Annotated in this window: 26 protein-coding genes and 2 pseudogenes; 11 read left to right on the forward strand and 17 right to left on the reverse strand. The window is 41.5% G+C overall.

The window, feature by feature from the left end; genetic code table 11:
- Positions 1–420 precede the first annotated feature (420 nt).
- From ACMCM8_RS16435 to ACMCM8_RS16465, 7 genes and pseudogenes are all read left to right on the forward strand, one after another.
- Positions 421–1,281 (forward strand): DUF3014 domain-containing protein, encoded by an 861-nt coding sequence (locus tag ACMCM8_RS16435; RefSeq protein WP_412727768.1) that lies wholly within the window; start codon positions 421–423, stop codon positions 1,279–1,281.
- The gene (locus ACMCM8_RS16440) at positions 1,268–1,852 is read left to right on the forward strand and encodes a DUF1285 domain-containing protein (RefSeq protein ID WP_412723663.1); all 585 of its coding nucleotides are present in this window, start codon (positions 1,268–1,270) and stop codon (positions 1,850–1,852) included. Before ACMCM8_RS16435 ends, ACMCM8_RS16440 begins: the two co-directional genes overlap by 14 nt.
- A gap of 111 nt (positions 1,853–1,963) precedes the next feature.
- Positions 1,964–3,250 carry a metal-dependent hydrolase family protein gene (locus tag ACMCM8_RS16445; protein ID WP_412723664.1) on the forward strand — a complete coding sequence of 429 codons (1,287 nt, stop codon included), beginning with the start codon at positions 1,964–1,966 and terminating at the stop codon, positions 3,248–3,250.
- A 47-nt stretch (positions 3,251–3,297) separates the two neighbouring features.
- A pseudogene (locus ACMCM8_RS16450) lies at positions 3,298–3,507 on the forward strand (YqaA family protein); the annotation flags it as partial.
- Positions 3,508–3,646: 139 nt separating this feature from the next.
- On the forward strand, positions 3,647–4,108 hold the full coding sequence (locus ACMCM8_RS16455) for a hypothetical protein (RefSeq protein ID WP_412723665.1): 462 nt from the start codon (positions 3,647–3,649) through the stop codon (positions 4,106–4,108).
- Positions 4,109–4,130: 22 nt separating this feature from the next.
- Complete coding sequence (locus ACMCM8_RS16460) at positions 4,131–4,316, forward strand: hypothetical protein (RefSeq protein WP_412723666.1); 186 nt, start codon at positions 4,131–4,133, stop codon at positions 4,314–4,316.
- A gap of 14 nt (positions 4,317–4,330) precedes the next feature.
- Positions 4,331–4,444 (forward strand): DUF1206 domain-containing protein, encoded by a 114-nt coding sequence (locus ACMCM8_RS16465; RefSeq protein WP_412727770.1) that lies wholly within the window; start codon positions 4,331–4,333, stop codon positions 4,442–4,444.
- A 7-nt stretch (positions 4,445–4,451) separates the two neighbouring features.
- Here ACMCM8_RS16465 and tusA read toward each other — a convergent pair whose 3' ends face one another.
- Genes tusA through rph form a run of 3 tightly spaced genes read right to left on the reverse strand, consistent with a single transcriptional unit; the run spans position 4,452 to position 6,067 of the window.
- A complete protein-coding gene (gene tusA / locus ACMCM8_RS16470; protein ID WP_412723667.1) occupies positions 4,452–4,712 on the reverse strand; it encodes a sulfurtransferase TusA in 261 nt (86 codons plus the stop codon).
- Positions 4,702–5,343: an orotate phosphoribosyltransferase gene (gene pyrE / locus ACMCM8_RS16475; RefSeq protein WP_412723668.1), complete on the reverse strand. Its 642-nt coding sequence runs from the start codon at positions 5,341–5,343 to the stop codon at positions 4,702–4,704. The genes tusA and pyrE overlap by 11 nt, the downstream gene beginning before the upstream one ends.
- 10 nt (positions 5,344–5,353) lie before the next feature.
- Positions 5,354–6,067 carry a ribonuclease PH gene (gene rph, locus ACMCM8_RS16480; protein WP_412723669.1) on the reverse strand — a complete coding sequence of 238 codons (714 nt, stop codon included), beginning with the start codon at positions 6,065–6,067 and terminating at the stop codon, positions 5,354–5,356.
- A gap of 294 nt (positions 6,068–6,361) precedes the next feature.
- Between rph and ACMCM8_RS16485 the strand changes: the two genes are divergently transcribed.
- The 3 genes from ACMCM8_RS16485 to ACMCM8_RS16495 all read left to right on the forward strand — a co-directional run bounded on the left by ACMCM8_RS16485 (position 6,362) and on the right by ACMCM8_RS16495 (position 9,564).
- Positions 6,362–7,225, forward strand: a complete 864-nt coding sequence (locus ACMCM8_RS16485; RefSeq protein ID WP_412723670.1) for a YicC/YloC family endoribonuclease — start codon at positions 6,362–6,364, stop codon at positions 7,223–7,225.
- Between the two features lie 181 nt (positions 7,226–7,406).
- Positions 7,407–8,747: a tyrosine-type recombinase/integrase gene (locus ACMCM8_RS16490; RefSeq protein ID WP_412723671.1), complete on the forward strand. Its 1,341-nt coding sequence runs from the start codon at positions 7,407–7,409 to the stop codon at positions 8,745–8,747.
- Between the two features lie 157 nt (positions 8,748–8,904).
- Positions 8,905–9,564 carry a hypothetical protein gene (locus ACMCM8_RS16495; RefSeq protein ID WP_412723672.1) on the forward strand — a complete coding sequence of 220 codons (660 nt, stop codon included), beginning with the start codon at positions 8,905–8,907 and terminating at the stop codon, positions 9,562–9,564.
- Between the two features lie 162 nt (positions 9,565–9,726).
- On the opposite strand, the gene mobV is transcribed toward ACMCM8_RS16495, so the two are convergent.
- The 6 genes from mobV to ACMCM8_RS16525 all read right to left on the reverse strand — a co-directional run bounded on the left by mobV (position 9,727) and on the right by ACMCM8_RS16525 (position 15,302).
- Complete coding sequence (gene mobV / locus ACMCM8_RS16500; protein WP_412723673.1) at positions 9,727–10,575, reverse strand: MobV family relaxase; 849 nt, start codon at positions 10,573–10,575, stop codon at positions 9,727–9,729.
- A gap of 4 nt (positions 10,576–10,579) precedes the next feature.
- Positions 10,580–11,080, reverse strand: a complete 501-nt coding sequence (locus ACMCM8_RS16505) for a hypothetical protein (RefSeq protein WP_412723674.1) — start codon at positions 11,078–11,080, stop codon at positions 10,580–10,582.
- 297 nt (positions 11,081–11,377) lie between these two features.
- On the reverse strand, positions 11,378–12,613 hold the full coding sequence (locus ACMCM8_RS16510) for a DNA cytosine methyltransferase (protein WP_412723675.1): 1,236 nt from the start codon (positions 12,611–12,613) through the stop codon (positions 11,378–11,380).
- 95 nt (positions 12,614–12,708) lie between these two features.
- On the reverse strand, positions 12,709–13,419 hold the full coding sequence (locus ACMCM8_RS16515) for a PmeII family type II restriction endonuclease (RefSeq protein WP_412723676.1): 711 nt from the start codon (positions 13,417–13,419) through the stop codon (positions 12,709–12,711).
- Positions 13,420–13,639: 220 nt separating this feature from the next.
- Entirely contained in the window at positions 13,640–15,043 is a 1,404-nt protein-coding gene (locus tag ACMCM8_RS16520) for a DUF3987 domain-containing protein (RefSeq protein WP_412723677.1), read from the reverse strand.
- Between the two features lie 76 nt (positions 15,044–15,119).
- Positions 15,120–15,302, reverse strand: coding sequence for a helix-turn-helix transcriptional regulator (locus ACMCM8_RS16525; RefSeq protein ID WP_412723678.1), 183 nt, complete (start codon positions 15,300–15,302; stop codon positions 15,120–15,122).
- 315 nt (positions 15,303–15,617) lie between these two features.
- On the opposite strand from ACMCM8_RS16525, the gene ACMCM8_RS16530 reads away from it, so the two are divergent.
- Positions 15,618–16,205 (forward strand): hypothetical protein, encoded by a 588-nt coding sequence (locus tag ACMCM8_RS16530; protein WP_412723679.1) that lies wholly within the window; start codon positions 15,618–15,620, stop codon positions 16,203–16,205.
- 235 nt (positions 16,206–16,440) lie between these two features.
- Here ACMCM8_RS16530 and ACMCM8_RS16535 read toward each other — a convergent pair whose 3' ends face one another.
- The 8 genes and pseudogenes from ACMCM8_RS16535 to ACMCM8_RS16570 form a co-directional block, all read right to left on the reverse strand.
- Entirely contained in the window at positions 16,441–17,460 is a 1,020-nt protein-coding gene (locus tag ACMCM8_RS16535) for an HNH endonuclease (RefSeq protein ID WP_412723680.1), read from the reverse strand.
- 10 nt (positions 17,461–17,470) lie between these two features.
- The gene (locus tag ACMCM8_RS16540; RefSeq protein WP_412723681.1) at positions 17,471–18,067 is read right to left on the reverse strand and encodes a class I SAM-dependent methyltransferase; all 597 of its coding nucleotides are present in this window, start codon (positions 18,065–18,067) and stop codon (positions 17,471–17,473) included.
- Between the two features lie 20 nt (positions 18,068–18,087).
- Positions 18,088–18,552, reverse strand: a pseudogene (locus ACMCM8_RS16545) (DUF3427 domain-containing protein); the annotation flags it as partial.
- Positions 18,553–18,617: 65 nt separating this feature from the next.
- Positions 18,618–19,811, reverse strand: a complete 1,194-nt coding sequence (locus ACMCM8_RS16550; protein WP_412723682.1) for a hypothetical protein — start codon at positions 19,809–19,811, stop codon at positions 18,618–18,620.
- 349 nt (positions 19,812–20,160) lie between these two features.
- The gene (locus tag ACMCM8_RS16555) at positions 20,161–20,427 is read right to left on the reverse strand and encodes a hypothetical protein (protein WP_412723683.1); all 267 of its coding nucleotides are present in this window, start codon (positions 20,425–20,427) and stop codon (positions 20,161–20,163) included.
- Between the two features lie 237 nt (positions 20,428–20,664).
- Positions 20,665–20,838, reverse strand: a complete 174-nt coding sequence (locus tag ACMCM8_RS16560; RefSeq protein WP_412723684.1) for a hypothetical protein — start codon at positions 20,836–20,838, stop codon at positions 20,665–20,667.
- 202 nt (positions 20,839–21,040) lie between these two features.
- Complete coding sequence (locus tag ACMCM8_RS16565) at positions 21,041–22,537, reverse strand: tryptophan halogenase family protein (protein WP_412727772.1); 1,497 nt, start codon at positions 22,535–22,537, stop codon at positions 21,041–21,043.
- Between the two features lie 10 nt (positions 22,538–22,547).
- Complete coding sequence (locus tag ACMCM8_RS16570) at positions 22,548–24,155, reverse strand: tryptophan halogenase family protein (protein ID WP_412723685.1); 1,608 nt, start codon at positions 24,153–24,155, stop codon at positions 22,548–22,550.
- Between the last annotated feature and the right edge of the window lie 11 nt (positions 24,156–24,166).

The raw sequence follows: 24,166 nt of genomic DNA on the forward strand, positions 1-24,166 counted from the left end.
TTGCGTACTACTGTCCATGTACCACAAAAACAGAAATTAAGAAGGTCATCGCGTCGTAGCCAGCAGTAAAACAGCACTTGAAGGCACCTCACGCAATGTCATTTTTTAATTTTAAACAGTTTATGTTTTGTTTTTACGGCACAGACGCAAGAGGAGTTCATTCAACTATAATAAACTAATCACATTAAACACTTGCTTGGTTGGTTGTGGATTGACAAGATAAATGAGAGGCAGAGCATTGGCGATAACGACGCTTGCCAAAACCAATCGAAATGTGGCTGTTTTGCGTTAAAACTATGTGTGAAATAAGGAATTTACAGTTAAAGGGAACATTTCTCTTGATTGAATTTCTAATATTGGGTGTTATCTCTGGTAGTATTACCGAAAGGAAATTTTTGTAGCGGAGTCATTATGAGCGAGATGAGCGAGTCATCAGAAAAGAAATCATTAGCCCCACACTTTATTGTTGTTGGCATTCTTCTCATTGTTATTCTGGCCGTTGTTTTTTGGCCAAGCAGCGAGGAAACTGATTCTGTCGTTACACCTGAACCAGAAATAGTGGAACCGGAAGAGTCTACACCGATTGAGCCAGAAGTATTTGAGCCAATCCCGACCGCACCTGCAGTTGAACTTGAAGAAAAAGAAGAGGTAGAGCCCCTTCCTGAGCCTGTAGTGGTAGATCCAGAGCCTTTGGACGTCAGTGATCCCGCGGTAAAACGTGCGTTACTTGAAAGTTCAACGTCTGACGAAGACACCGTTAATAGATTATTGGTTAACGAGGGCCTTATTCAACGTTTTGTGGTGTCTGTGACCAATCTTGCCAACGACGAAATGGCGCCGAACCATCAGTTACTAACCCCACCTGAACAGAGCTTTAGAGTATACTCTCAGGCAGGAAAACAGTGGATAGATGCGGCTAGCTATAAACGCTACACGCCCTATGTGGATATGCTGGAGTCTTTCAACAACGAAGCGTTGCTTAATATTTATGACATCTATAAAGATGACATTCAAAGTAAATACGCAGAAATTGGTAGCCAAGGTAAAGACTTTAGTACCGTACTTCTCGACGCTATTGACCAGTTATTAGATACCCCTGAAGTACCTGTACCTGTCGAGGTATATACTGATTCAGTTGCATACAAATATGCAGACGAGCGCTTGGAAAACCTTAGCGAGCCACAAAAGCAACTATTGCGTACCGGTCCAGACAATATGCGTCGGATTAAAGCCAAGTTACGCGAGTTGAAAGCCTTGATTGAATCTCGTGGATCTCACTAGGTTTCAGCAACAATTAAAGGGTACGTCGTCAAAGGCGCGCCCTTTACCTCCCGTAGAGCAGTGGAACCCCGCTTTTTGTGGCGACATAAATCTGACCATCGCGCTGGATGGAAGATGGTTTTATGAAGGTAGTCCCATTGGCCGAGCAAGCTTAGTGGCACTCTTTGCATCTGTGTTAAAACGCGAAGGTGATAACTACTACCTGGTAACCCCAGTGGAAAAAGTGGGCATAACGGTAGAAGACACGCCTTTTCTTATCACGCAGTGGCGCCAAGAGACAGATAACGATACCGGCACAACATGTGTTGTCTTTACCACGCAAACGAATGACGAAGTTCGTTTAACAGATGTATCTCAACTTGAATTGCGCTCTCCACCAGCTGCCATTCAAGATCCAGAGGCGACACCTATCCCCTACGTATGTGTACGCAAAAACTTATGGGCGAGGGTGCATCAAAATGTCTACTACCAGCTACTCGAGCAAGCCACTCAGGAAACAGATGCATGCCAAACTCGCTTTATCCTACTTTCTAATGGCAAGAAATTTGTTATTGGACAAGTTGAGCAATAACGCTATTCATCATTAAAAACCCACCACTGATACCGCATCACTTTGCGTTAATCATTCAGCTGTTTTACATTCGATATAGTCTACTTAATCATCAACAAGAAGAACTATATTATGAAAAAGACCCTAATATCACTTACCGCATCATGCGTATTCCTTTCTACGTCTTTACAGGCTGCCACGGTAATTCATGCGGGAAATGCGTTTACCGGCACCTCTGACACCCTTGAGAAAAACGTCACGTTAATTATTGAAGACAATAAAATTAAAGCAGTAAAAGCGGGCTTTGTAGCAGGTGAACAAGGTGACACTGTCGTTGATTTAAAACACGCTACCGTGATGCCAGGGTTGATGGACATGCACGTACATTTGTCTACTCAACACGGCGGCCCGCAAACGTACTTAGAGCGGTTCTCACTCAACGAGGCTGACTATGCACTTCGCGCAGCCGACTACGCGGACATCACATTAAAATCGGGGTTTACCACAGTGCGTAACCTTGGTGACAGTTACAACGAAACCATAGCGCTTCGCAATGCAATCAACAAAGGGTACGCCGAAGGGCCGCGTATTTACACCGTGGGAAAATCCATTGCCACGACGGGTGGACACGCTGACCCCAGCAACGGCATGGCCCACCTTTTACGCCCTGACGTTGGTCCCAAACAGGGCGTAGTAAACGGCGAAGCTGAAGCGCGGGAAGCGGTGCGTACGCGTTATCAGGACGGTGCCGATCTCATTAAAATTACCGCCACTGGCGGCGTTTTAAGCGTGGCGAAAAGCGGTCAAAACCCACAATTTATGACCGATGAACTTGAAGCAATTGTAGACACGGCCAAAGACTACGGCATGACCGTTGCGGTGCACGCCCACGGTAAAGAGGGAATGAAGCGAGCCATTAGTGCTGGCGTTGATTCCATTGAACACGGCACCTATATGGACGATGAAATCCGCGAACTAATGAAAGCCAATGGCACCTTCTATGTGCCAACTATTCTAGCGGGCAAATTTGTGGCAGATAAGGCCAAGATCGACGGCTTTTTTCCTGAGTTGGTAAGACCTAAAGCCGCTGCCATTGGCCCCCTTATTCAAAATACGTTTACAAAAGCCTATAACGCAGGCGTAAAAATTGCTTTTGGTACTGACAGTGGCGTGTCTGCGCATGGTGATAATGCACAAGAGTTTTCACTTATGGTTGAAGCGGGCATGTCTGAGTCAGATGCCCTGTTAAGCGCAACCAAGCATAGCGCTGAATTGCTGGGTATCAGTGATATATTGGGCACCTTAGAGCCAGGTAAGCTTGCTGATATTGTGGCAGTAGAAGGCAACCCACTTAACGATATTTCACTGATGGAAAAGGTGTCTTTTGTTATGAAAGACGGGGTAATTTACAAACAGTAGAGGTTACATGGCACTGGGTTTTGCCCCCATCCTTTCCCTAGGGATATGTAAGCGCGGGGGCGACCCAGTTATCGCTGACCTTATTCATAATAGCAACCGTTGTGGCTAGGTCGTTGCGATACTTTGGCTTGGCTGCAGTGGTATATTACACTGGCGACAAAGCCGAACAGCTCATTAAGCGTTATAGAACGAAAGCCGTCATTGGCATAACCTTAATAGTGCTATTGCTGTGGTGGATATCAATCTTAGTTGCCTAGCAAACACCTATCCCTGCTACACATTCTTGCAAGCTAAATGAAATAGATAGCAGTCGATGACAGCAATCGATTATTTCAACTTTACATTTGATAATGATTCTTATTTGCATTAATGTATTAAAAAACAGGAGGTGCTTATATGAATGTTCAGCGTTTGTGTCCGATGTATCGCAAGTGGCTACAACTCAACCCCGGTAATGCCCGTCAACACCGGCTTGCTTTGCAAGCGCGAACACAACTAGCACATCAGCAGGGGAGGCTGACTCGAGCCAGAGAATTGGGCTACCAAACGTTCGAAACGGCAAAAGTGATATTAACCGCGTTACAACCCACCTCTGCAGAAAAAGTCAGATCGGTACAAGAAGATGTACTGGCATTTGGCACCATGGCAATGTACCTGTCGTCTCTACTTGCCAGTGAACAGCGAAAAGCGGAAGCTCACAACATATTACAGGAATGTCAGCAGCAACTTATTGCCATTATGCCGCTGCACGCCACGTCCCCGTCCGTGTGTCGGCTGATTACCGCTATACAATACTCGCTGGAACAATCTTTTCACCCTACCGTGCCCCATCATACAGGCGAGTTAACGGTACACTAGCAGCTTATTTTTGGAGAGAATTATGGCCTTCAATCCCTCTCAACATCCAGAACACTATGTATCGCTAAGTGTCAAAGCCTCGGTGCTTCAAAAAATGCTCTGCGGTGAAAACTTGCATATGAGCGATATTCACTGCACCTGTGCCGACAGCAAAAAAATACTCAAGCAATTGCTTATGCAAGCTGTAGTTAGCAGAAGTGAGACGTAAGCTTTCTGTTTGCTATAAATAAGCTAGCAAAACAGTCCTTTGGCCCCTACCTTATAGCGGGTGTGGGAAGTGGCTTTGTAATGTTTGGTTTGTACTGTGCGTTAGCAGCGAAATACCGACACATTTAAAAGGCGCTCACTCGCGCCCTTTCTTAATGACATACTGATACGGCATAGTATCGGTTTGAGCCGCCACCAGCGTGTGCTCCATAAAGCGACAAAAGCTGGGAATATCGCGAGCAGTCGAGGGGTCGTCTGCAGTGACCGACAAGGTTTCTCCGTCAGCCAGCTTTCGGATATTCAACCGCACCATCATTACCGGCTCTGGGCAGCGCAGTCCCAGCGCGTCTAAATGCGCGCTGGCCTCACTAAATAGACGGTCAAATTCAGATGCCATAATTCTCGCGATAGGTATTAATTGCACTGATTTGAGCGTCGTGCCCCCCTTTCTCGGTAAGGTAGGCCACTACGTCAGCCAATGACACAATGGAAATGACCGTAGTGTTAAAATCACGCTCAACTTCCTGTATTGCCGATAGCTCACCTTTACCGCGCTCTTGTCTGTCTAGCGCAATCAATACCCCGGACAGGCTAGCCTGTTGTTGCTCAATCAACGTCATTGATTCGCGAATAGCCGTACCCGCGGTAATCACGTCATCCACTAACATCACACGCCCTTCAAGCGGACTGCCCACCAAATTACCGCCTTCACCGTGGGTTTTAGCTTCTTTTCGATTAAAGCAGTAAGGCACGTCTTTATTGTGATGATCAGCCAACGCCACTGCGGTAGTCGTCGCAATAGGAATGCCCTTATAAGCTGGGCCAAACAATACGTCGAATTCCACACCCGCATCGACCAAGGCATCAGCATAAAAGCGGCCAAGCTTGGCTAGGTCGCCGCCACGATTAAACAGCCCCGCATTAAAAAAGTAAGGACTTACTCTTCCTGACTTTAGTGTAAATTCACCGAATTTAAGTACACCACGCTCAATAGCAAACTCGATAAACGCACGCTGAAACGCTTTCATGGTCACCTCTTTATGCCAAAGCGGCTTTTTGAATATCAAACAATTCCCGCAAACCGTGCTTGCCAATAGTGAGCATTTCGTCAAGCTCTTCAAACGAGAACGGTTCGCCTTCTGCGGTACCTTGTACCTCAATTAGCTTGCCGGTTTCTGTCATAACAATATTCATATCGGTTTCTGCTTCTGAGTCTTCGGTGTACTCAAGATCGGCAATAGGTGTACCGTTGTAAACCCCCACGGATAGCGCAGCTATCATGTGCTTAAGTGGGTTGGTTTTAATAATGCCTTTGCTGCGCATATGAGTAAGCGCATCAACCAACGCCACACATGCCCCCGTTATAGAGGCTGTACGTGTGCCACCATCGGCTTGGATTACATCACAATCCAGTGTGATAGTGTTCTCACCAAGTAGTTTTAAATCTACCGCGGCGCGCAACGAACGGGCAATTAAGCGCTGAATTTCAAGGGTGCGACCGCCTTGCTTACCACGCGCCGCTTCACGACCGCTTCGCGTGTGGGTAGCACGAGGTAACATGCTGTATTCAGCTGTGATCCAGCCTTTTCCTTGCCCTTTCATAAAGCGAGGCACACCTTCTTCCACTGTCGCGTTACACAACACCTTGGTATTACCGAACTCGACAAGTACCGAGCCTTCTGCATGACAGGTGTATTGACGAGTAATAGTAACAGGGCGAATTTGACTGGCGGTTCTGCCGCTTGGACGCATAGTGTTCTCCACAAGGTAAAAACTGAAATTAAGTGTACTTTCAACAACGTTAAGGTTTATACCTTCACCATAACGGTGAATGCTTTGGTTGAAAACGACATTGAAAAGCAAAATTGTGCGTAAGTATAACGCAATACCGCCATGCGATAAAAACGAACTTTGCAGGTAATGCTTAGGGAAGTATGCAAATGTGCGTTACTATAAAATAACAAGAAAACCTGCCCGCGATTTTAACGTATACAACACGACGTTCGGGTTGTTTTTGCAGGCTTTCATCTAGCATTAAGGATATTTATGATTTACAGCATGACAGCGTTTGCACGCGTTGAAACAAAAAAAGACTGGGGCTCTGCCGTATGGGAAATACGTTCAGTTAACCAGCGTTTTTTAGAAACCTATTTTCGCTTACCTGAGCAATTTCGCGCACTAGAGCCCATGCTACGTGAGCGTTTTCGCAAGAAACTCGCAAGGGGTAAAGTAGAGTGTGCGTTGCGTTTCACCGCCAATGACGCCGCCGTTACTAAGCTTAGCCTTAATCAAGAATTGGCCAAGCAAGTGCTGCATGCTGCAGATTGGGTACAATCTCACGGCCAATCCACAGGCGTGAACCCTTTAGATGTGCTGCGTTGGCCTGGGGTAATTGCCGCTGAAGAAGCAGACATGGACGCCATTCACGCAGATGTAATGACAGCCTTCGATCAAGCCCTTAACGACTTCATCAGTGCCCGCGCTACCGAAGGTGAAGCACTAAAAGGCATGATCACCCAACGTTTAGATGCCATAGAAGTAGAAGCAGAAAAAGTGGCTGCACGCATGCCTGAAATAATGGTGTGGCAACGAGAAAAAGTACAAGCCCGTTTTGAAGAAGCCAAAGTTGAACTGGATGCCGGACGCTTTGAACAAGAAATGATCCTGCTCGCCCAGAAAGTCGACGTGGCAGAAGAATTAGACCGCCTAAACGCCCATGTAGCGGAGACACGCAACATATTGAAAAAGGGTGGAGCCGTAGGCCGACGCCTAGACTTTATGATGCAGGAATTCAACCGTGAGTCGAACACGTTAGGTTCAAAGTCTATCAACACTGACATCACCCAATCAGCGGTAGAATTGAAGGTGTTGATTGAGCAAATGCGCGAGCAGATCCAGAATATTGAGTAAAGGTTAACCTAAATTAACCAAGGTTAATTATCTGAATAGATTCAATACATTAACCTTGGTTTACCAACTTAATTAAATTTACTTTAATCTAGTTTAATTAAACTCTGAGTATGACATAGGGTTTGACACTCCATTTTAAAATGATAGCTTAGTCAACTTATGTCATACTTAGGAAGTTGCATTGAATAAGAACGAGAATAGCCCTGACAAAGAGCTCACTAAAGAGGACAAAAAAAAGCTGCATCTTGAAGTATTAGATAAGATGCGTGCTAATAATAAAAGCTTCTCTGCTGCCATAATTCAACAGCTCATTAATATTGGTCATCCATGTCTCACCAGGATAGAGCCAAACTTGTACCTTCGCATTACCAAACCGGGTACTGGCTTTTGGGTCTATCAATATAAAATACACGGTAAGCCAAAACGCATGGCTTTAGGCAAATTCGGTAAAAAGCCTGCCAATCTTCCATTAGCCGACGCTCGCTCAGAAGCCGCTAATGCAAGAGGTTTAATCAATGAAGGAAAAGATCCTTTAACAGAGAAAAACCGTGCGAAAAACAGTGACTACAAAACTGTCGATCACCTTGCCTTAGACTGGCTTAACTTTATGAAAACCCAGGTTAAGCACATTAAAACTCCAACCAGAATATACAACCAAGAAATCCGGCCGGTTATTGGAGACATTGCCTTAAATGATGTCACTGGTTTAGATATTAGGCGGGTTTTAGAGTTTACTAGAGAACGTAAGAGTACTCCTAGACCTACAATCGTTAATGATACGCTGGGGTATTTAAAACAGATTTTCGACCATGGGATAACATTGGGGGTCACACACAACAACCCAGCCAACTCCTTTAAAACCAAACATGCGGGGGGGATAGAGAAATCTCGTACTCGCGCACCTTCTCTAGAAGAGTGGTCAACCGTATTTTCTATAATGAGGGATAATCAGGCTCATTTTGTGCGAGATAATTATTTAGCCGTTGCACTTTTACTGGTACTAGGACCAAGAAAAGAAGAGTTAATAGGCCTTCCATGGGATGAATTAGATTTACAAAACAAGGTTTGGTACCTACCGGCTGAGCGAGCAAAAAATGATTATGCGATAGACATACCGTTACCTGATCAAGCAGTTGAATGGTTCAATGAGCTAAAAGTTAAAGCCGGTAATTCAAAATATGTATTCCCAGCAAGAAGAGCAAGCAAAAGCGGATACATTAGCCATGACACCCTTAATCATGCGTTAACAAACCTATTTGGTAAAAAAACAGGTAAGTTAGAAAGCAGTACTGGTGATGTGCTTGGAGAAGCAGGGATTGAATACTTTCGTATCCATGATATTAGACGCTCCACAAGAACTATAATGTCCAAAAATAAAGTGCGATCTGAAGTTGCTGAAAAGTGTATTAACCATGTGAAAAAAGGCGTTGAGGGTATATACAATCAAGACGCATATTTTGATGAAAGAGTCGCAGCCCATCAGCAACTAGCAGACCAAATTGCACCCCTTGTGAATCAATAAACGGTGTAAATTATGCTTTGATTTATTTGTAGTAGCTCATATCTTAACTGATAGTCTAGATGAATAACTTTAGAGCTTATTATAGCGGCTGCTACAACTAACGAGCGCTCAGTGTATTCTCTTAAATCATCAACAATTTTCAAAATTAGGTGAAGAAATGGATAGCTTGTATCACAAATCAACAGTTATTGACTATGTTTGGTTATATTCGAAATACCTTGGTAACCAGTTGGCGTATTTGAAAGAAATAGAAGAAAACGGTTCAGCCTCAATTGTCTATTTGCTGAACCTTTTAGAAACTATTCACAAAGCTCACGTCGATGACTATGAATCTAATTTTCAAAGTGTTGTAAAAAAGACCTTCGAGTCAGGGGTGCTGTCCCAAGTCGAATATGAATTTCTAAACAATAAAGTAAATGGTGTCCGCAAACTAAGAAACATATTTGCTCATGCAAATTTATCCCAATATAGTTTCACCCTTAATGACAGTGAAGTTATTTACCCGTTAACTGAAAACGACAACTGCCAGCTACTGTATTCGAAAATTTCAGATATTATTTTTAACATCATTCTCAAAATTGCTATAGTTCCACTGGATGTAGATATAAGTGTTAATACAGATTCATCTATAAAAGCTTTAAAATATACAATAATTACATTGACGCCTGACGAAATATTAAGAGATAAAGGTATAGATCTAACAAATCTTCATGGTTGGAGTAAATTGACAAAAGCTGAGCAATATCGCCATGCTGAAAATGCATCCAATGTAAATATACTTGCTCGTATATTTTCCGGCTTAAAAGAATCGGAATAAGACCCTAATTCTGTTAAATTAAGCCTTCTTTAAATTTGGGTTAAAATATCATATTTAAGGTTTGTCCGTATCATCGTCATAAATGCGTACTCACTACACAATTTCTTTAACGCTACGCTAAAAATTGTTGCGTTCGTTGTTTGAGTACACAATTAGTCTGAACTAATGAAATTGAGGCCTAGAGGTTTGAGTATTTAATTGCCGCCGTAGTTGAGCATTGGTTGCATTTAGTTCTTCAATCATCCTGTTCAATTTGGTAATTTCAGTCGCTTGTTGCGTTTGTAAATTCTCGACAATTGTATTGAGTTTATGTTGCCAAGCCTTAAAATCTCGTGGTGATCTTTTTGAGGGGCTGAGGTTTAAATCCTCGGCCAAATCATCAGCCTCGTTCAATGCGCCATAAAACTCAGATACTTTTGTATGATGCGCTTTAGAGCCTCTTAAGCCTCTTTCTAACCCGAGATGCTTTATTGACTCAGCGTATGAGTCTTGAATATCTCTGAGTTTATCAGCACCTCCAGTGATAGCTCTGGCGTTTAGTCCCCACTCTCGTTTGCCAGATTTACGGGTTTTTAGTTCAAAAACATGCAAGCAAACATGTGCATGTATATTGGATTCATCGCAATGCAAATGAACACTTAGAACACGGTCGCCAAAATTTTCTTCAAGCCAAATCTTGATAGAAGTGATCCATTCATCAAGCCGTTTTTTTGCATCAGGAAGATATTTACCGGTTTTTTCATCACGTAAATATTCAGGTGAGAAAGCTAATAACATTTCTAAGGCCAATACGCCATTTTTACGAAATTTTTTTATGCCTCTTCTTTCGACTTCCTGCTTAAATCGTTTGTAAGGGTCAAGAGACCCCATGAGAACACGGTTATATTTCGTTCTCTTGGGGTTAGCATTAGGCGTTGGGTTTTCTCTTCTCCAGTGAGCTGACATTGCACAAATAGCCGCCTCAGTTTTAAGTTTCTCAATCCTTAAGATCCCCATTTTTTTCTTGAACATATCATCACCAGTTACTTCGCTGAAAACTTAGAATATTCTGTGGGTTTTGGTTCGATCTATTAGTTTGAATTTGTGAGTTAGGCTCTAGGATACAATACAAGGGAGTAACGATTACTTCCGCTTGAAGATATGAGCCAATCGGACGAATTAAAGCGTGCAGGCGGTTCCTATTAAAAAACTCTGCCATCAAAAGGGTAATTCCGGATGGAATTCTTTCAATTTTTTGTTTCTCTTCATATGCTTCAATCCAGTTATCAAATTTATCACATTTAATTTGGGGCTCATTGAAAGTGCCTTTGAAAACTTTCTTATTTTCTGATGGGGTTAATTCTATCTCGCTGCAACCAGTTACATTGAATTCTTGATTGAATAAAAAGTTATCCGATGTAACCTTTATTTCATCAGTTGATTTAATTTGATAGCAAGGTAATTTCTCGCTTTCTAAAGTCCAAACACGATGCACTTCAAAGTTAAAAACTAACGCTTTAATTTTAGGGTTTTCCATAACTACCTCCATCCATTATAAATATGATACTAACATATAGAGCAAGTTTGGTTTTCTTGTATGCTATTGAAATATAAAAATAAATAACTGAAATCAGCAAAAGTTCATATTTTCATGAAGTAATTTACAAAGAAAAAATACTAATTTAGTAATATTCGAAGATGATATTTCTTTTTTTACGAATCAAATTATAGGTAGGCAAGTCGTTCCAAACGACTCAATGAATATCTAGAGAGGGAGGGCTTAAGATTAAAGCCGAGAGCACAGCCGCATCCTTGCAGCTAAGATCATATTAGCTTATTTTTCTAATTGATTTAGTAAACGCACTAGCGCTCGTCCCATTGCTGCTGCAAGGTTAACTGGAACTGCATTTCCGATTTGCTTATATTGAGCATTTAGTGAACCTTGAAACTCCCAATTATCAGGAAACGTCTGTATTCGAGCATATTCTCTTACCTGTAAAGGCCGAGTTTCGACCGGGTGACACCTCTCAGTCTGCTTTTGAGCCGGTGAAGTGGTCAATGTTAAGCTAGGTTCATTCATAGATAATCTTCTAGCCATACCCGTTTTACCTCCTCCTAGGTAATAACTTCCTTTCATATACTCTCTCTGTAAGCTATCAGGAAGGTTCCTCCAATACCCACCTTCTGGTACGTTTTCCATTATCTTTCGCTTATGTTCAGGATACACCTGGCCATTGGAGCTAGGAACATCAGTATTGTAGAGCTCACCTGCTTGTAAAGCATCTTTCAGAATTAATGGTTTATGATAGTATGATGGCCAGTTAAATTGTGCCTTCGCTGCTAAGTCATTTCTAATCGCAACTAAAAATAATCGTTCACGCTTTTGTGGCACTTTGTAACAAATTGCCTTTAATACCTTTGGTTCAACTAAGGTGTAGCCTAGCTCTTTAATAACGTCCCTAATCGTCTTGAGGGTACGTCCTTCATCATGAGTTAAAAGAGCTCGAACATTTTCAGCTAAGAATACCTTTGGCTGAGTTTCCTTAATCGCTCTAGCCATTTCAAAGAATAAGGTTCCCCTCGTATCTTCAAAGCCTAAACTTTTTCCGGCATAAGAGAAGGCTTGGCAAGGAAAGCCTCCAGTAAGAACATCAACTTTTCCCTTATAGGCTGTAAAATCAACCTTGGAAATATCCCCTTCTACAACATTCCAGTTTGGCCTATTGTGTCGCAAAGTATTGCAGGCGTGTTTATCCAACTCATTTAGAAGGACGCTATCAAAACCTGCTTGCTCCATTCCTATAGCTAGTCCTCCTCCTCCAGCAAATAACTCAATAAGTGAGTAGTTTCTATTAGGGGTGATTTCAAGTTCGCGTTCCCAGTTAGACTCTACAAATGCTCGAACTGGTTCATAATGAAGAACTTGCTTTGCCGGAATTAACCCCGTGGTTTTACAAGGTTTTATCTCGCCTTTTTTAATCTTAGCTTCAATTACTTTCTTTGAAGTAGAGAGCATGTCAGCAAGTATGCTCGGTGTGTATTGATAAGTATCTTCGTGGACATCATACATTTTGACGCTTCCATCCTGTTTATCATGTTACTAATACTGATCAAGTATACAGTTTATTATTATTAAGGTCCAGCAAAAAATTAAAAAGTTGAAAATTAATTGCCTTTTAAAATTCCACTTTCTTCAATTTCCTTTGCAAGTGCTTCACAACCTGCTGTCAAAAAGTCGTCCGTAGGCAGGCTAAATATTAGTTTATCTAATTCAAAAACCAATTCATTGTAGAAGTCCTCGTGACCTGTCAATCGATGCCAAAACTCCTGACCCACTATAACTGGGTAGTGTTCATTAATTGCCATATAATGCTGACTCAATTCAGGTTCAGTGCCATAAAGCACACCCATGATTAAGTCGCTATTATTTAGGTTCATCGAGTTTGTTCTTGCTAAATTGGTAACAGTAGAAAACTTTCGTAAAAGCGGTTTTACATCCTCAGAGTTAATTGTATTCGGTCCTGCCTTTAGCTGACACCACTTGTTTCGACCATCAATCTGGTCTTCGAATTCTATGTCCATGCCTTTTATTAATGAGCCTCTAGCCAACCCTAATTCAACAAACATTTTTTGGATGCGATCGCCAAACGATGTGTTGATAGAAGTTCCCAAAACTCTTGGGTAATAAAGGGCTTTTGCCACCCCCATGGGAGTAAATCCATCCGCAAGAACTTTTGATAAATATCGAACGACGATTGGGTTAATGTTGTATGATTTTAATCGGGCGTTTTGTTTTAGGGATTTTTCTTTATGGTTTAAGAATATTTTCTGCTCGAAGTATTCAGTTATCTGGTTTAATAAAAATTCTTTGCTCAAAGAGTTAGCCTCCATTCTAATTAGTGGAGTTAATATTACCCTTTAAAGTCAAATTGATCATCAGTACATAAGAAAGGTTCTGAAAAATAATGCTTACTGCAACTGGTGCAAAGTCTCTGTTTAACAATGAAGTAGCGAAGGGTTATCAAACTATTTAGTTATGATTATTAGGCTGACATTACTGACATCACTAAAGTATGTCAGTAATGCCAGTACAATATTACCCGACAAAATCTGGGTGGATAGCGTAAGAGCTCGAAACTCGACCATTTACTGATTTTTTCAAAACCTTTAAATGACCCGTTTTCAGCAAGATTTGTAGTGCCTTTTCACAATCTGCTGTTGAGCTTAGATTACGCCACTTTTTCCTAACCAAATCTCTCTTACTGAAAGGGTTAGGCAACTTTGCTAAGTTAGAAACCAAAGTTTTCGCTGCCGAACTATCTTTGTCAGCGTTAACCAAATTCATAAGGCGTTTGTAATGAGATTCAAGCAATTTTGACCACTTAACCGCTCGCACGACATGCTCCTTATCAATTGTTCCAGAAATGTTTTCAATATCATTCTGTGAAAGCATATGAAACACCAATGCCAGCTTTGCACATAACGCAGGATATTTTCCCAGCAAGGCTTGTGTAAGCTCACTCTCATTACTCAATCGTTGAACGATAGACTCAGAGAACGATTTCCAAGTTTGATAAGCATTATCAGAAAACTGAAACCTAGCTTTCTCGTTCGACACTCTGAACATTTTCAAAAGCTGAAAAGTGTTCTCTAAATCAAGCTCTAATAATGGATTTCTAGCCATATCAACAAACTCAGGATTAGCATCAGGAAACACCATAAGTTGCATACGCTCGAAAAGCCCATCATTTGCCTTACCTTGGTTGCGAGATTTCAATAAGGGAAGTAGTAAGCTCGGTTGTATGCCGCCTAGTACAGATATGATCAAAGGCTCAATCTCTATTTTATCTCGAGAAACACGATCCTGAACAAATCGACCTGAGCCATTAAATGCCTGTAAGTAAAATGCTCTTTCAGCTGCTCTCTCTTCCTTGTCTAAATTGATTAACCAGCCGGCCAACTCATCACGATAGAGCAAAATACCTTTCGGGTTTTCTGCCAGAGTAATGGCGACTGCCTCAGGCGTGACATCATTAATTACAACTGTTTCTTCGCGATCCTTAGCTTTATCCTTTGAGAATATGTAATTTGTTCCAGCCTCAGCTGAAGGTGTCTTCATAAGCGAAGGTCCTCCAACTAAGGCTCCCCAAAGGGTCGGTACCACAGTCCAATCAGTATCATCACGCTTAGGTTGTATGACGGCACTCCCTCCAAGCACCGCAGCTGCTGATACTAGTACAGCTACAGCAACATATTCGACAGGTGCATTATTTAATCGTTTTGCTTCGGAGAACACATACTCAGAAACCCTTTCAGGAAGATATTCTGGTGTCATTTCTTCGACGTTAGAGCATTCATCAGTAATAGTACTAGGCTCTTCCCAGCTGAAAATGTCATCTGTTGTTACTTCTGATTCAGCTTCATTATTCAAATTTGAAACAGGCTTTTTGTTTTGCTGTTGATTTATCAGATTAATTAATGAGTCAAAAATCTTTTTCATACACATCCTTTGTAAATATGGTGACTATCCAGTTCACCAGGTTGTTGGCTTTTAGAGCCTTGGTTGTCATTAGTGGTTATGCTTGTTGCGTTTCAAGCCACTCGTTTAGAACCGCACTTGGCCAGCCGATGAACCGGGGGCCAAATTTAATTGGCTCGGGTATGATCCCCTTGCGACGCCAATTCCAAAGAGTGACCGTGCTAATTCCTAAAGTTGCAGCTACCTCTGCTGGTCGAACGATCTTTTGCTGAAAATACATATGAACTCCTTTTTCATTTTCACTTCAAAATCTGATTGATACTTAAGTCAATCGAAATCTATGTTAGCTAGGTTCACTTTTTTGGGTTTTTATAATCGTGTATTATATTGATTTCTAATCGGTAGTACGCCATAAAAAAGGGCTAACACATTGACACATAGGGCTAATATGAATTTTGATTTTTGTGTTTTTTGTTGGCGTACTGTTGCCAATACTAGAATGCGTAATGGCAGAACATTGTATTTTTGCAATATTCACAAATCGACAGGAAACTCAAAGAGCCAACATGAACGGGATAAAAGGCGAATACTATTGATGTTTGAAAAAAAGAAGGTGGCATTAAACAAGAATGAAGCTAAGCACCTTTATTATTCTCAGTTATCCTCAAACTTGCTGAAAGTAACAGAGACACCCTCTGAAGCTACTGTAATCAATAAATACCCGTTTCAACACTCAGGCATAGTAAAACAAACACAGAGTCTTTATAAAGCCATCTCATGGGCTTATCCAATTACGTTCAACAAAGTTAAGCTAGCATTGTCACTCCAAGCTACCAACAACGTTGAGTTAGTGGAAAGGATCATAAAATCATTAATGAATTCAAAGGATATGGGTATTCCTCCAATAAAGCCCCATCATCTGAAAATCGAAAAAGATGCGAGTGTTTGGTATCCACTTTTAATTCAAATGCTGGCTAGACATGAAGCGTACGAGAAATTACAGGAACAAAAGTTGAAACCTGGAGTATCAAAAGATAAAGAGTTGAGGGGGGTCATCAAGGCTGTAATCAGCGAATACAATAGGAAAGGTAAAAGATTAACGCAACGCGAAATTTCAAGGCTAGTAGGTAGATCAGAGCAAAGGGTATCTGTACTGATGAAAGAAATGAAACTCAAGGTGTGACAATAGGTATTACAATGTAAGCTTATTGATATATAACAACCGTACATACATATGATTCATAACAATAATTTGTTTTTGCCCAATTTTCAGATCCAGAATATTGAATAATTTCTAATACATTCCTGAAAAAAGTCATAAGCCCAGTTTTACTGGGCTTTTTTATGAGAAACAATTTTCAAGCTAGGTTAATTTATAAAGTGAAGCGGTACATTTACGCAAAACCAATTTTAATAACTTAAACAAACACGTCTTTAGTTTTAAACCAGAATTTATTGCCATTTTTTTCAGCGATATCGTATGCCCAATTTGCAACTTGCGCGATACGCTTAGCATCACAAACAAAATACGCAGAAAGCTCTTTAGTTATTTTATCTTCGTGAACTACTAAGTTTTGATCTTGCCAGTTTTCCCTATGTAATGGGGCGGCTAAATAGTCGCGCTTATTGTTGTTACACACTCTATGAGCAAGAACAAAGTTGTGAGCAAGATCGTTATTGTATTTGGTAAATGGAATGAAGTGATCAACTTCCGCTTTTTCATTAAGGGGTTTGCCACAATAGAAGCAATTACCATGTTGGATGTCTTTTAACAAATCAGCGGCTATTTTCAATGAATTACGAGAAGTCCCAAATAAGAAATCCGAGAGCTCACCAGCACGCCCAATTACTGACTGGTTTTCTTGGATTTTAGAAACTTTTTCAATCCAGCCCTGACGGGCAAACTGTACAACTAAATCATGGAACTGGCGAAAGCAGTCGGCTATGCCGGGATTTAACTCTATGTAGTTACGATTCTTTATGTGTGGAAATAGGTAACAATCTTCTTGTTTAGATAATATTTGTAAGCGCCACAATGGGCCTTTTTTTAGGGTATCCAACGTATTGCGATAAATTTGCGGCCAAAATGTTGATGCTTTTGCCTGAGTTAAATTGCGCGCTCCGCTGTCTTGAAGTTCAATGATATCAGCTATGATCTTTGCTTGTTTACCTGAGTTCTGTAATAAGATTCCACCTTGTAACTGTTCTCCTTCGACAAAAAACGGCTTAGCGTGTTGCCAGTACAATAATATGAGCTTTTCAACTATTTCATCAAAGCTAATTACCAATTGGCCATTGCTTGGCACATCTCGTTCAATACAGATATCAGCCAATGCATGTAAAAATGCAAACTTATAGGTCGATGAAAAGTCACCTTCTTGTAATAGCCGTTGCATGTAGGAAATAAAATCTATTTGATGTTTATAAAGCGCTTCCACTGCGTTCCCTCTATTTTTTTCCTAAAACAACTGTCTGCCACACTACTTTTCCACGACCCAATTGATCAGGATTCAATTCAGTTTCTAATAGTGGATTTAAGCCGTTTGCATCTGCTAATTTCTTCACTTCGTCAACACTTATTGGAAATGCACTCCTACCATCAGAGAACTCTCCATAGCGCAGCGTTATAACCAACTTACCACCAGCATTAATTAAAGAGGACATGTTCTGCATCGACAATATTCGCTCTTCTGGTGATAGATGCATCCAAACCGCACTTAATAGAATTAGCTCAAATTTAGTTCCAAGTGTTTTAGCTTCATAGAGGGCTGGCAATTTATCCTGAAACCAAATGATATCGTGATCGACAGAGTTTTCTCTCGCGCTTATCAGTAAAGACAAAACAGGCTCAGCAGCAAATACTTTTAAGCCTAGGCTAGAAAGATAACGAGCGTCCCGACCGGATCCCGCACCTATATCAAGAACAGCACCTTTCGATGGTATGTATTCCAACCAGTCTTTATGGACAGACTCAAAGGAAACGCTATCGTATTGTTTTATTAAGCTGTCTTTATTTCGTTGATAAAAGTTTAGGTTAATATCCAATTTTCCATAATTATTCTTACCTAAGCCAAGGCCAATTTAGCGGCTTGTTTCCACATAAATGTAGGCATTGTATTTCGTGACTTCCAAGTAATGTTCATTGGCTGACTGCCTGTATGGGATACGTATTCAACTTCACCAAAATTTACAAACCCCATAGTTCTGCCATATTCGTCCTTGGTTTGTTCACGCACAAATAAGAAAAGCCTTTTGCCGTTTTCTTTATGCACTATGTACTCTAAACCTTTACCTCGATCAGGTCTGGCTGAATTTTGACTTTGCCAGTGGAAAAGATTCTTATTGATCGCATAGTCGTGGTACATGGTGGTTGGCGAAAACTGTTTTTCATTTTTATTCAAAGTAACAAACAACAATTCGATATTTTGCTCTTTAATATTAAACACACCTTCTCTTGAATTTGGCTGCTTCTCAAATGTGGTAGCACCAAAACCAACTAAAATTTGCTCACGAGCAGACCTTTCCCCCAAACCTAAAACCAATTCAACTTGCGACAAAATCCTTAAAAATCATTTTTTTATCTTATTAATTTGGTTTAAAGATCAAAGTTTTGTTTTAACTGTTCCAATTCCGCGTTACGCTGGCTCGCTCTCTCTTCATCTTCAATGCGTTTTTCTTCACTTTCTGCATAATCTATAGCTTGAGCTATATTTTTAATATCCTTTATCCAATCTCCGTTTTTGAACGATGTAATGTTACACGGTTCAAATTCTTTATCGACTTCAAGGCCATAACGTATGTCATATTCATAGGGGCATGTGATACTTGATAGGGGCTCTTTCTTTTCATTTTTAAAAGTGTACGTTTTGTGACAACTTAAGTAGGTATCATCTGGTGTCCAGCACTCCTTTCTAACATTAAGATACTCTAAATAATAAGTAGTATTGTTAATCGTTATGGAAATAATTTCTTCACTATGGACTTCTGAGCTACTTGTTCTGGGCATTCTTTCTTCACTAATCTGAATGCCAAACAAGTTACATGCGTACTTTTCCAATACCCAGTATTTGTCTTGTATTTTTTTTATTATGTTATGAAGGTTTAACCCAATAAAACACTTCCGCTTTTCTTCCACTTGAACCTGAATTTTTTTATTGTTCAAATCTGAAGGGGTACTCCCTAATCGTTCAGTAATTTGCCGTAATACATCTTCCTGAAGTACTTTTAAATCATAGACTAAAGACTCAAACCGCCTTTCTATGTCGGAGTCCTTCTTTATTTCATCAGGTATATTAAATTTAGAGATATCACAGTCTGAAATTGAACATAGGCAGGTAATGACTGACTCTGAGATTACAGTGTTCAAAAGCTGATTTGGCTTTGATTCATAGGCCGATATTTTTGCTTTGAGTGCGTCAACTTGTTTTTGTAAATCAGCTTCGATACTATTCGCACAAGGTTGCAATGTAAGCTTATCTTTGTTTTTGTTAATGTTTTCTTTAAATTGATTGATAATATCAATTGCATCTTGGTACTTAAGCTGGGTAGCTAGTTCAAGAGCCGAGTTACCCCAATAATTTTTGTTTTGTTCTTCCGCACCACGTTCTAACAACCATTGAAGAAGCCCTGCCTGCTTTGATTTTATTGCAATATGAACTATGTAATCCTCACAGCTATCGGGTGTATTAAGCACAGCTTTTAATTTAGGACTAGAATAAATAGAAAGATTTTCTTTGAATTCCTTTATTTTATTTTCGTATATCAGTGCTGCTAAGTTATCTATTAGCATACTAGTATTCCTTTTTAAGTTTAATCTTCAACCTGTTTTTACTATACATTTGTGTGATAAACATGAAAGGTATAAATGAGTTGGAATACCGTCAGAAATGCCTTTTAGCGTTACTTGCTAGTAAACTAAATTTTAATTGCACTAAATAATTTGTTTGAAAGATCTTTAAATTGAAACCGATTTCGCCAATTAATGTGGTATTGATTTTAGTACTGAGACCAATGGCTTTACTTATTCTTTGATTAACCGATATTAGAGCTTAAAAGTCAGAGAGAACAAATAAAAATGGTTAACAAAGTCACTTGTTAGCCACAGCTTGACTTAATAGACCGTCATTTGAGAGGACTTTTTAATCATCATCGCCAACAATTGACGGAACAAAGCGGATTCCTGATGAAAAGTGGTGTTTGAAAAGCCCTTCATCATCGACGTCATCAGAATTTACATTTTTTGCATAAGTAGCGCTTTCATTGTATTTGGAGAACTTCTTCACAACAAAATACAACGCTAAAACTGCCGCTTCACCGACAAACAATACAAACCAAGTTACATCACCGCCTAAAGTGGCCAGCACGATAAATGGCATTAATAGTAAACCCAACAATAAAAATAGCATTTCAACCTCCTGATTCTTCAAATTTGTACTAATGATAACGCAGGTTATCTATGGCGCTACCGTTTAAACAGGATTGTTGTTATTTATCTAGGTAAGCTTTATCTCTGGGATCAATCATGTCGGAATATTATATGATCTATTACCTGTACGGCTGAACCTCACCCACTCGTAGGACGTTTTAAGTCCAAAAGATCTAGCCGTTTCTCTGGCTTCCTCGAAAGGCAAGAAATTACTGTTTCAGCATAGCAGAGAATTCCAGCCCTCAAATTCATCTCCATAAAACACTTCAATATTGGTTGGCACATGCTGCCCAAACATCCCGTCTTTCAATGCACTTTTGAATTCTGTTTGAGTACGAATACCCAGTTTTCTAATCGTGCCTTTTAATTGCATATATGAAGGCACTTCCATAGCCGTAATACCGTGTTTTTCAAGGTAACAGCGTCCGTCTTCTAAGAACTGCTTTTGCGTTAATATAAAGGAAAAGATAACGCTGCGTTTCTAAATGACTCGAATTTGTTCTTAAAATGTCTTGTAGGGCTTGCTGAATCTAAGGCGCTAACACTAAAAGCCCTGTCACATCAGGGCTTTCTTCACTAATTACTTTATATTCTCACCCCAAATACTGAGCTAAAAACGCGTCATGTGACGGGAGCTTAGCCACATGGTTGTCCACCTGCTGCTTTAGTCCTGCCATAAACTGTTTAAGCGCTTGCTCACTCATTTCATCGGCCACACGGTGATATTGTTTTGGCATCATGCCTTGCCCCATTAATACTTGGGTCCAGGAGTCGACTCTAAAAATATCGCCATCGTCGAGAAATACGCGTCCGGTTTGTTCAAATAGCGCCAGCTTGTGAGTCAGTGACGCAGGGATATCCATCCGCTGGCATTGTTGCCAGAAGGCACTGTCATGCCGATCTGTGACTTTGTAGTGCATTACAATAAAGTCGAGTATGGCGTCCATTTCACTGGTAAATTTGTTGTTGTACTCATCAATGGCACTTTGCGTTACACCATCAAATGGGAACAGGCGCATTAATCTGACTAACCCTGTCATAATCAAATGAATACTGGTGGACTCTAAAGGCTCGATAAAGCCGCTAGCTAGCCCCAATGCCACACAATTTTTGTTCCACCCCATTCTGCGTTTACCCGGCGTAAAACGGATCACTCTGGGTTCGTTAATAGGGTTACCGACCACCTCGTTGCGCAGTGTATCTATCGCCTGCTCATCGCTCATGTAACGGCTACAGTACACCAAGCCATTGCCCATGCGTTCGCGCAGCGGAATTTGCCAACGCCACCCTGCCGAATGCGCCACACTTTTGGTATAAGGTACGGGCGGCCCGGCTAATTCTGTTTGCATGGCAACGGCGCTATCGCACAATAGATAGTGGCTCCAATTGTCGTAGCCAGTGTGCAGCGCGTCTTCAATAAGTAAGCCTTTAAACCCGGTACAGTCGATAAAGAAGTCGCCCTGTATTGCATTGCCATCGGCCAGAGTAAGTGACGTAATATTACCGCTTTGCTCACACACATTAACCTGACTGATATCGCCTTCAACATGCATTACACCCGCGTCACACGCTAAGGTTTTTAAGTAGCGCCCATACGCCACAGCGTCGAAGTGATACGCAAAATTCAACGGCATGGATTCTGAGGTGGCAAATTTACCCTGCTTGGCTGCCACCAGTTCAGGGCAGTAGTCGCCAAATTCGTCGGCAAAGCCATACTCTTTTGCTCTTAACCAAAAATGGTGAAATTCCCCTGCCCAGCATTCCCGCCCGGTAATACCAAAAGAGTGAATATAGCTATGGCCTTGCTCACGCCAGTTTTGAAACTCGATACCCAATTTAAACGTAGCCTGGGTGGCGTTCATAAACGCTTTTTCATCAATACCCAGCAATTTATGAAAGGTTCTTATTGGGGGAATGGTGGCTTCGCCCACCCCCACTATGCCAATGTCTTTAGACTCTACGAGGGTAATAGAAAGCGACTTGCCTAATAAGTGGGATAAGGCGGTCGCCGCCATCCATCCTGCCGTGCCACCACCGGCTATCACCACGCTTTTTACCGGTTTTTGTGGGTGCGCTGAAGCCGAGCCCATGCCGGTCAATTTATCTGAAGCCAATGAGGTCACGCTTTTGTTCCTTATTATTGTTGTTTGCAGCATGTTGCGCAGCGAGGTGCGTTAACAGTTCGCGGTTGCTTGGTAGTCCGTGTAAGTAAGCCTGCATATTGTGGCGCATTTTCTCGCGAATATCGGCCGCTTTACGCGCTGTGCTCTGGGTCATTTTAAGCGCGGTTTTGCGCGTGCAGTATCCCATGCCGTAAAGCACGTATTGATAACTTGCCGATGGAAATATTTCTTCGTTTTCAATTAAATCTAAGCGAGAGGGGCTTTGGTATTGCCAAAGGTCTAACAGCTCACTCAGTGAGGCAGGAATTGTGTCAGGGTGGCGCTGTGCACGCCAATAGGGCTCTTCGCGATCGCTTAATACATAGTGAAGTTTAAGAAAGTCAATAACCCGTTCCCAGCGGTAGGTAAAACGCTTGTTGTAGCGCTTACTAACGTGCTCCATATGGTGAATAGAGTGGGGAAAGGCTTCACAAAGCATGCGTAGCCCCAATTCCACCATTGCAATGGCAGAGGCTTCTAACGGCTCTACAAAACCCGACGACATACCTAAACTTAAGCAGTTTTTAACCCAAAACTGTTGTCGGTATCCGGGCGAGAATTCCAGGTTTCTCAAGGAGAGTTCAGCCGTATTTACCGCAGGATAACGCTGACTGGCTTGCTTTAACAGGGTGTCTTCTGCCTGCTGTTTTTCTAAAAAGTCACTGGCGTAAACTAACCCCACACCGCGTCTGTGTTGCAAACCGATGTCCCAGGTCCAGCCACTTTCTTGGGCGGTCGCCACTGTGGTACTGGCAATTGCATCATCTTCTTGTGAATAAGGCACTTGCACAGCCAGTGCACGGTTGTTCAACATGGTGTTTGCTACCGACACCCAGGGTACGCTGAAGTGTTTATCGATAAGTAAGCCGTGGCTACCCGAGCAATCGATAAACAAATCACCATAAATTGCATCGCCACTATCGGTCACTACATGATCGATATACCCGTTTGCGTGTGGGTGAACTGAGGCAATGTGCGCTTGCTTGTGATGCACCTTCAATTGCTCGGTACAATGTGTTTTTAGCAGGTTTGCCAGCGCTGTGGCATCAAAGTGATAGCCATAGTTAAGTACATGGGCATAGTCGGGGGTTGTATTTTGCTTTGGCGCTTTGCCCGCCTTACACATTGCAGCCTGCAATGAAAACGCGTCTTCATAGCGCTCTTGCGGCGCAAACGCTTGCCAACACGCGTGCGTATCTAATTCGTTGTACGCAATAGGCACGGTAAAAGGGTGGCAATAGCTGTGTGGCGCTGCTGATGTACTGCGCCAGTTTATAAAAGAAGAGCCTTGTTTAAACGAGCCATGACAAAGGGTTAAAAATTGGGTTTCATTAATGCCTATGTCCATCAGGGTATCGCGTAAGGATGGCCACGAGCCTTCACCTACACCGATAGTGGGTACATTGGGCGATTCAATGAGGGTGACAGAAAAGTCGTTGTTTAGTTTAGATGCCAACACACCTGCTGATAACCATCCAGCTGTCCCACCGCCTATGATGACAATGCGTTTAATCTGTTGTGCATTATTATAATTGGGCTGGGTCATAGATATACTTC

Source organism: Alteromonas sp. D210916BOD_24 (genome assembly GCF_047159385.1).
GTDB lineage: Bacteria > Pseudomonadota > Gammaproteobacteria > Enterobacterales > Alteromonadaceae > Alteromonas.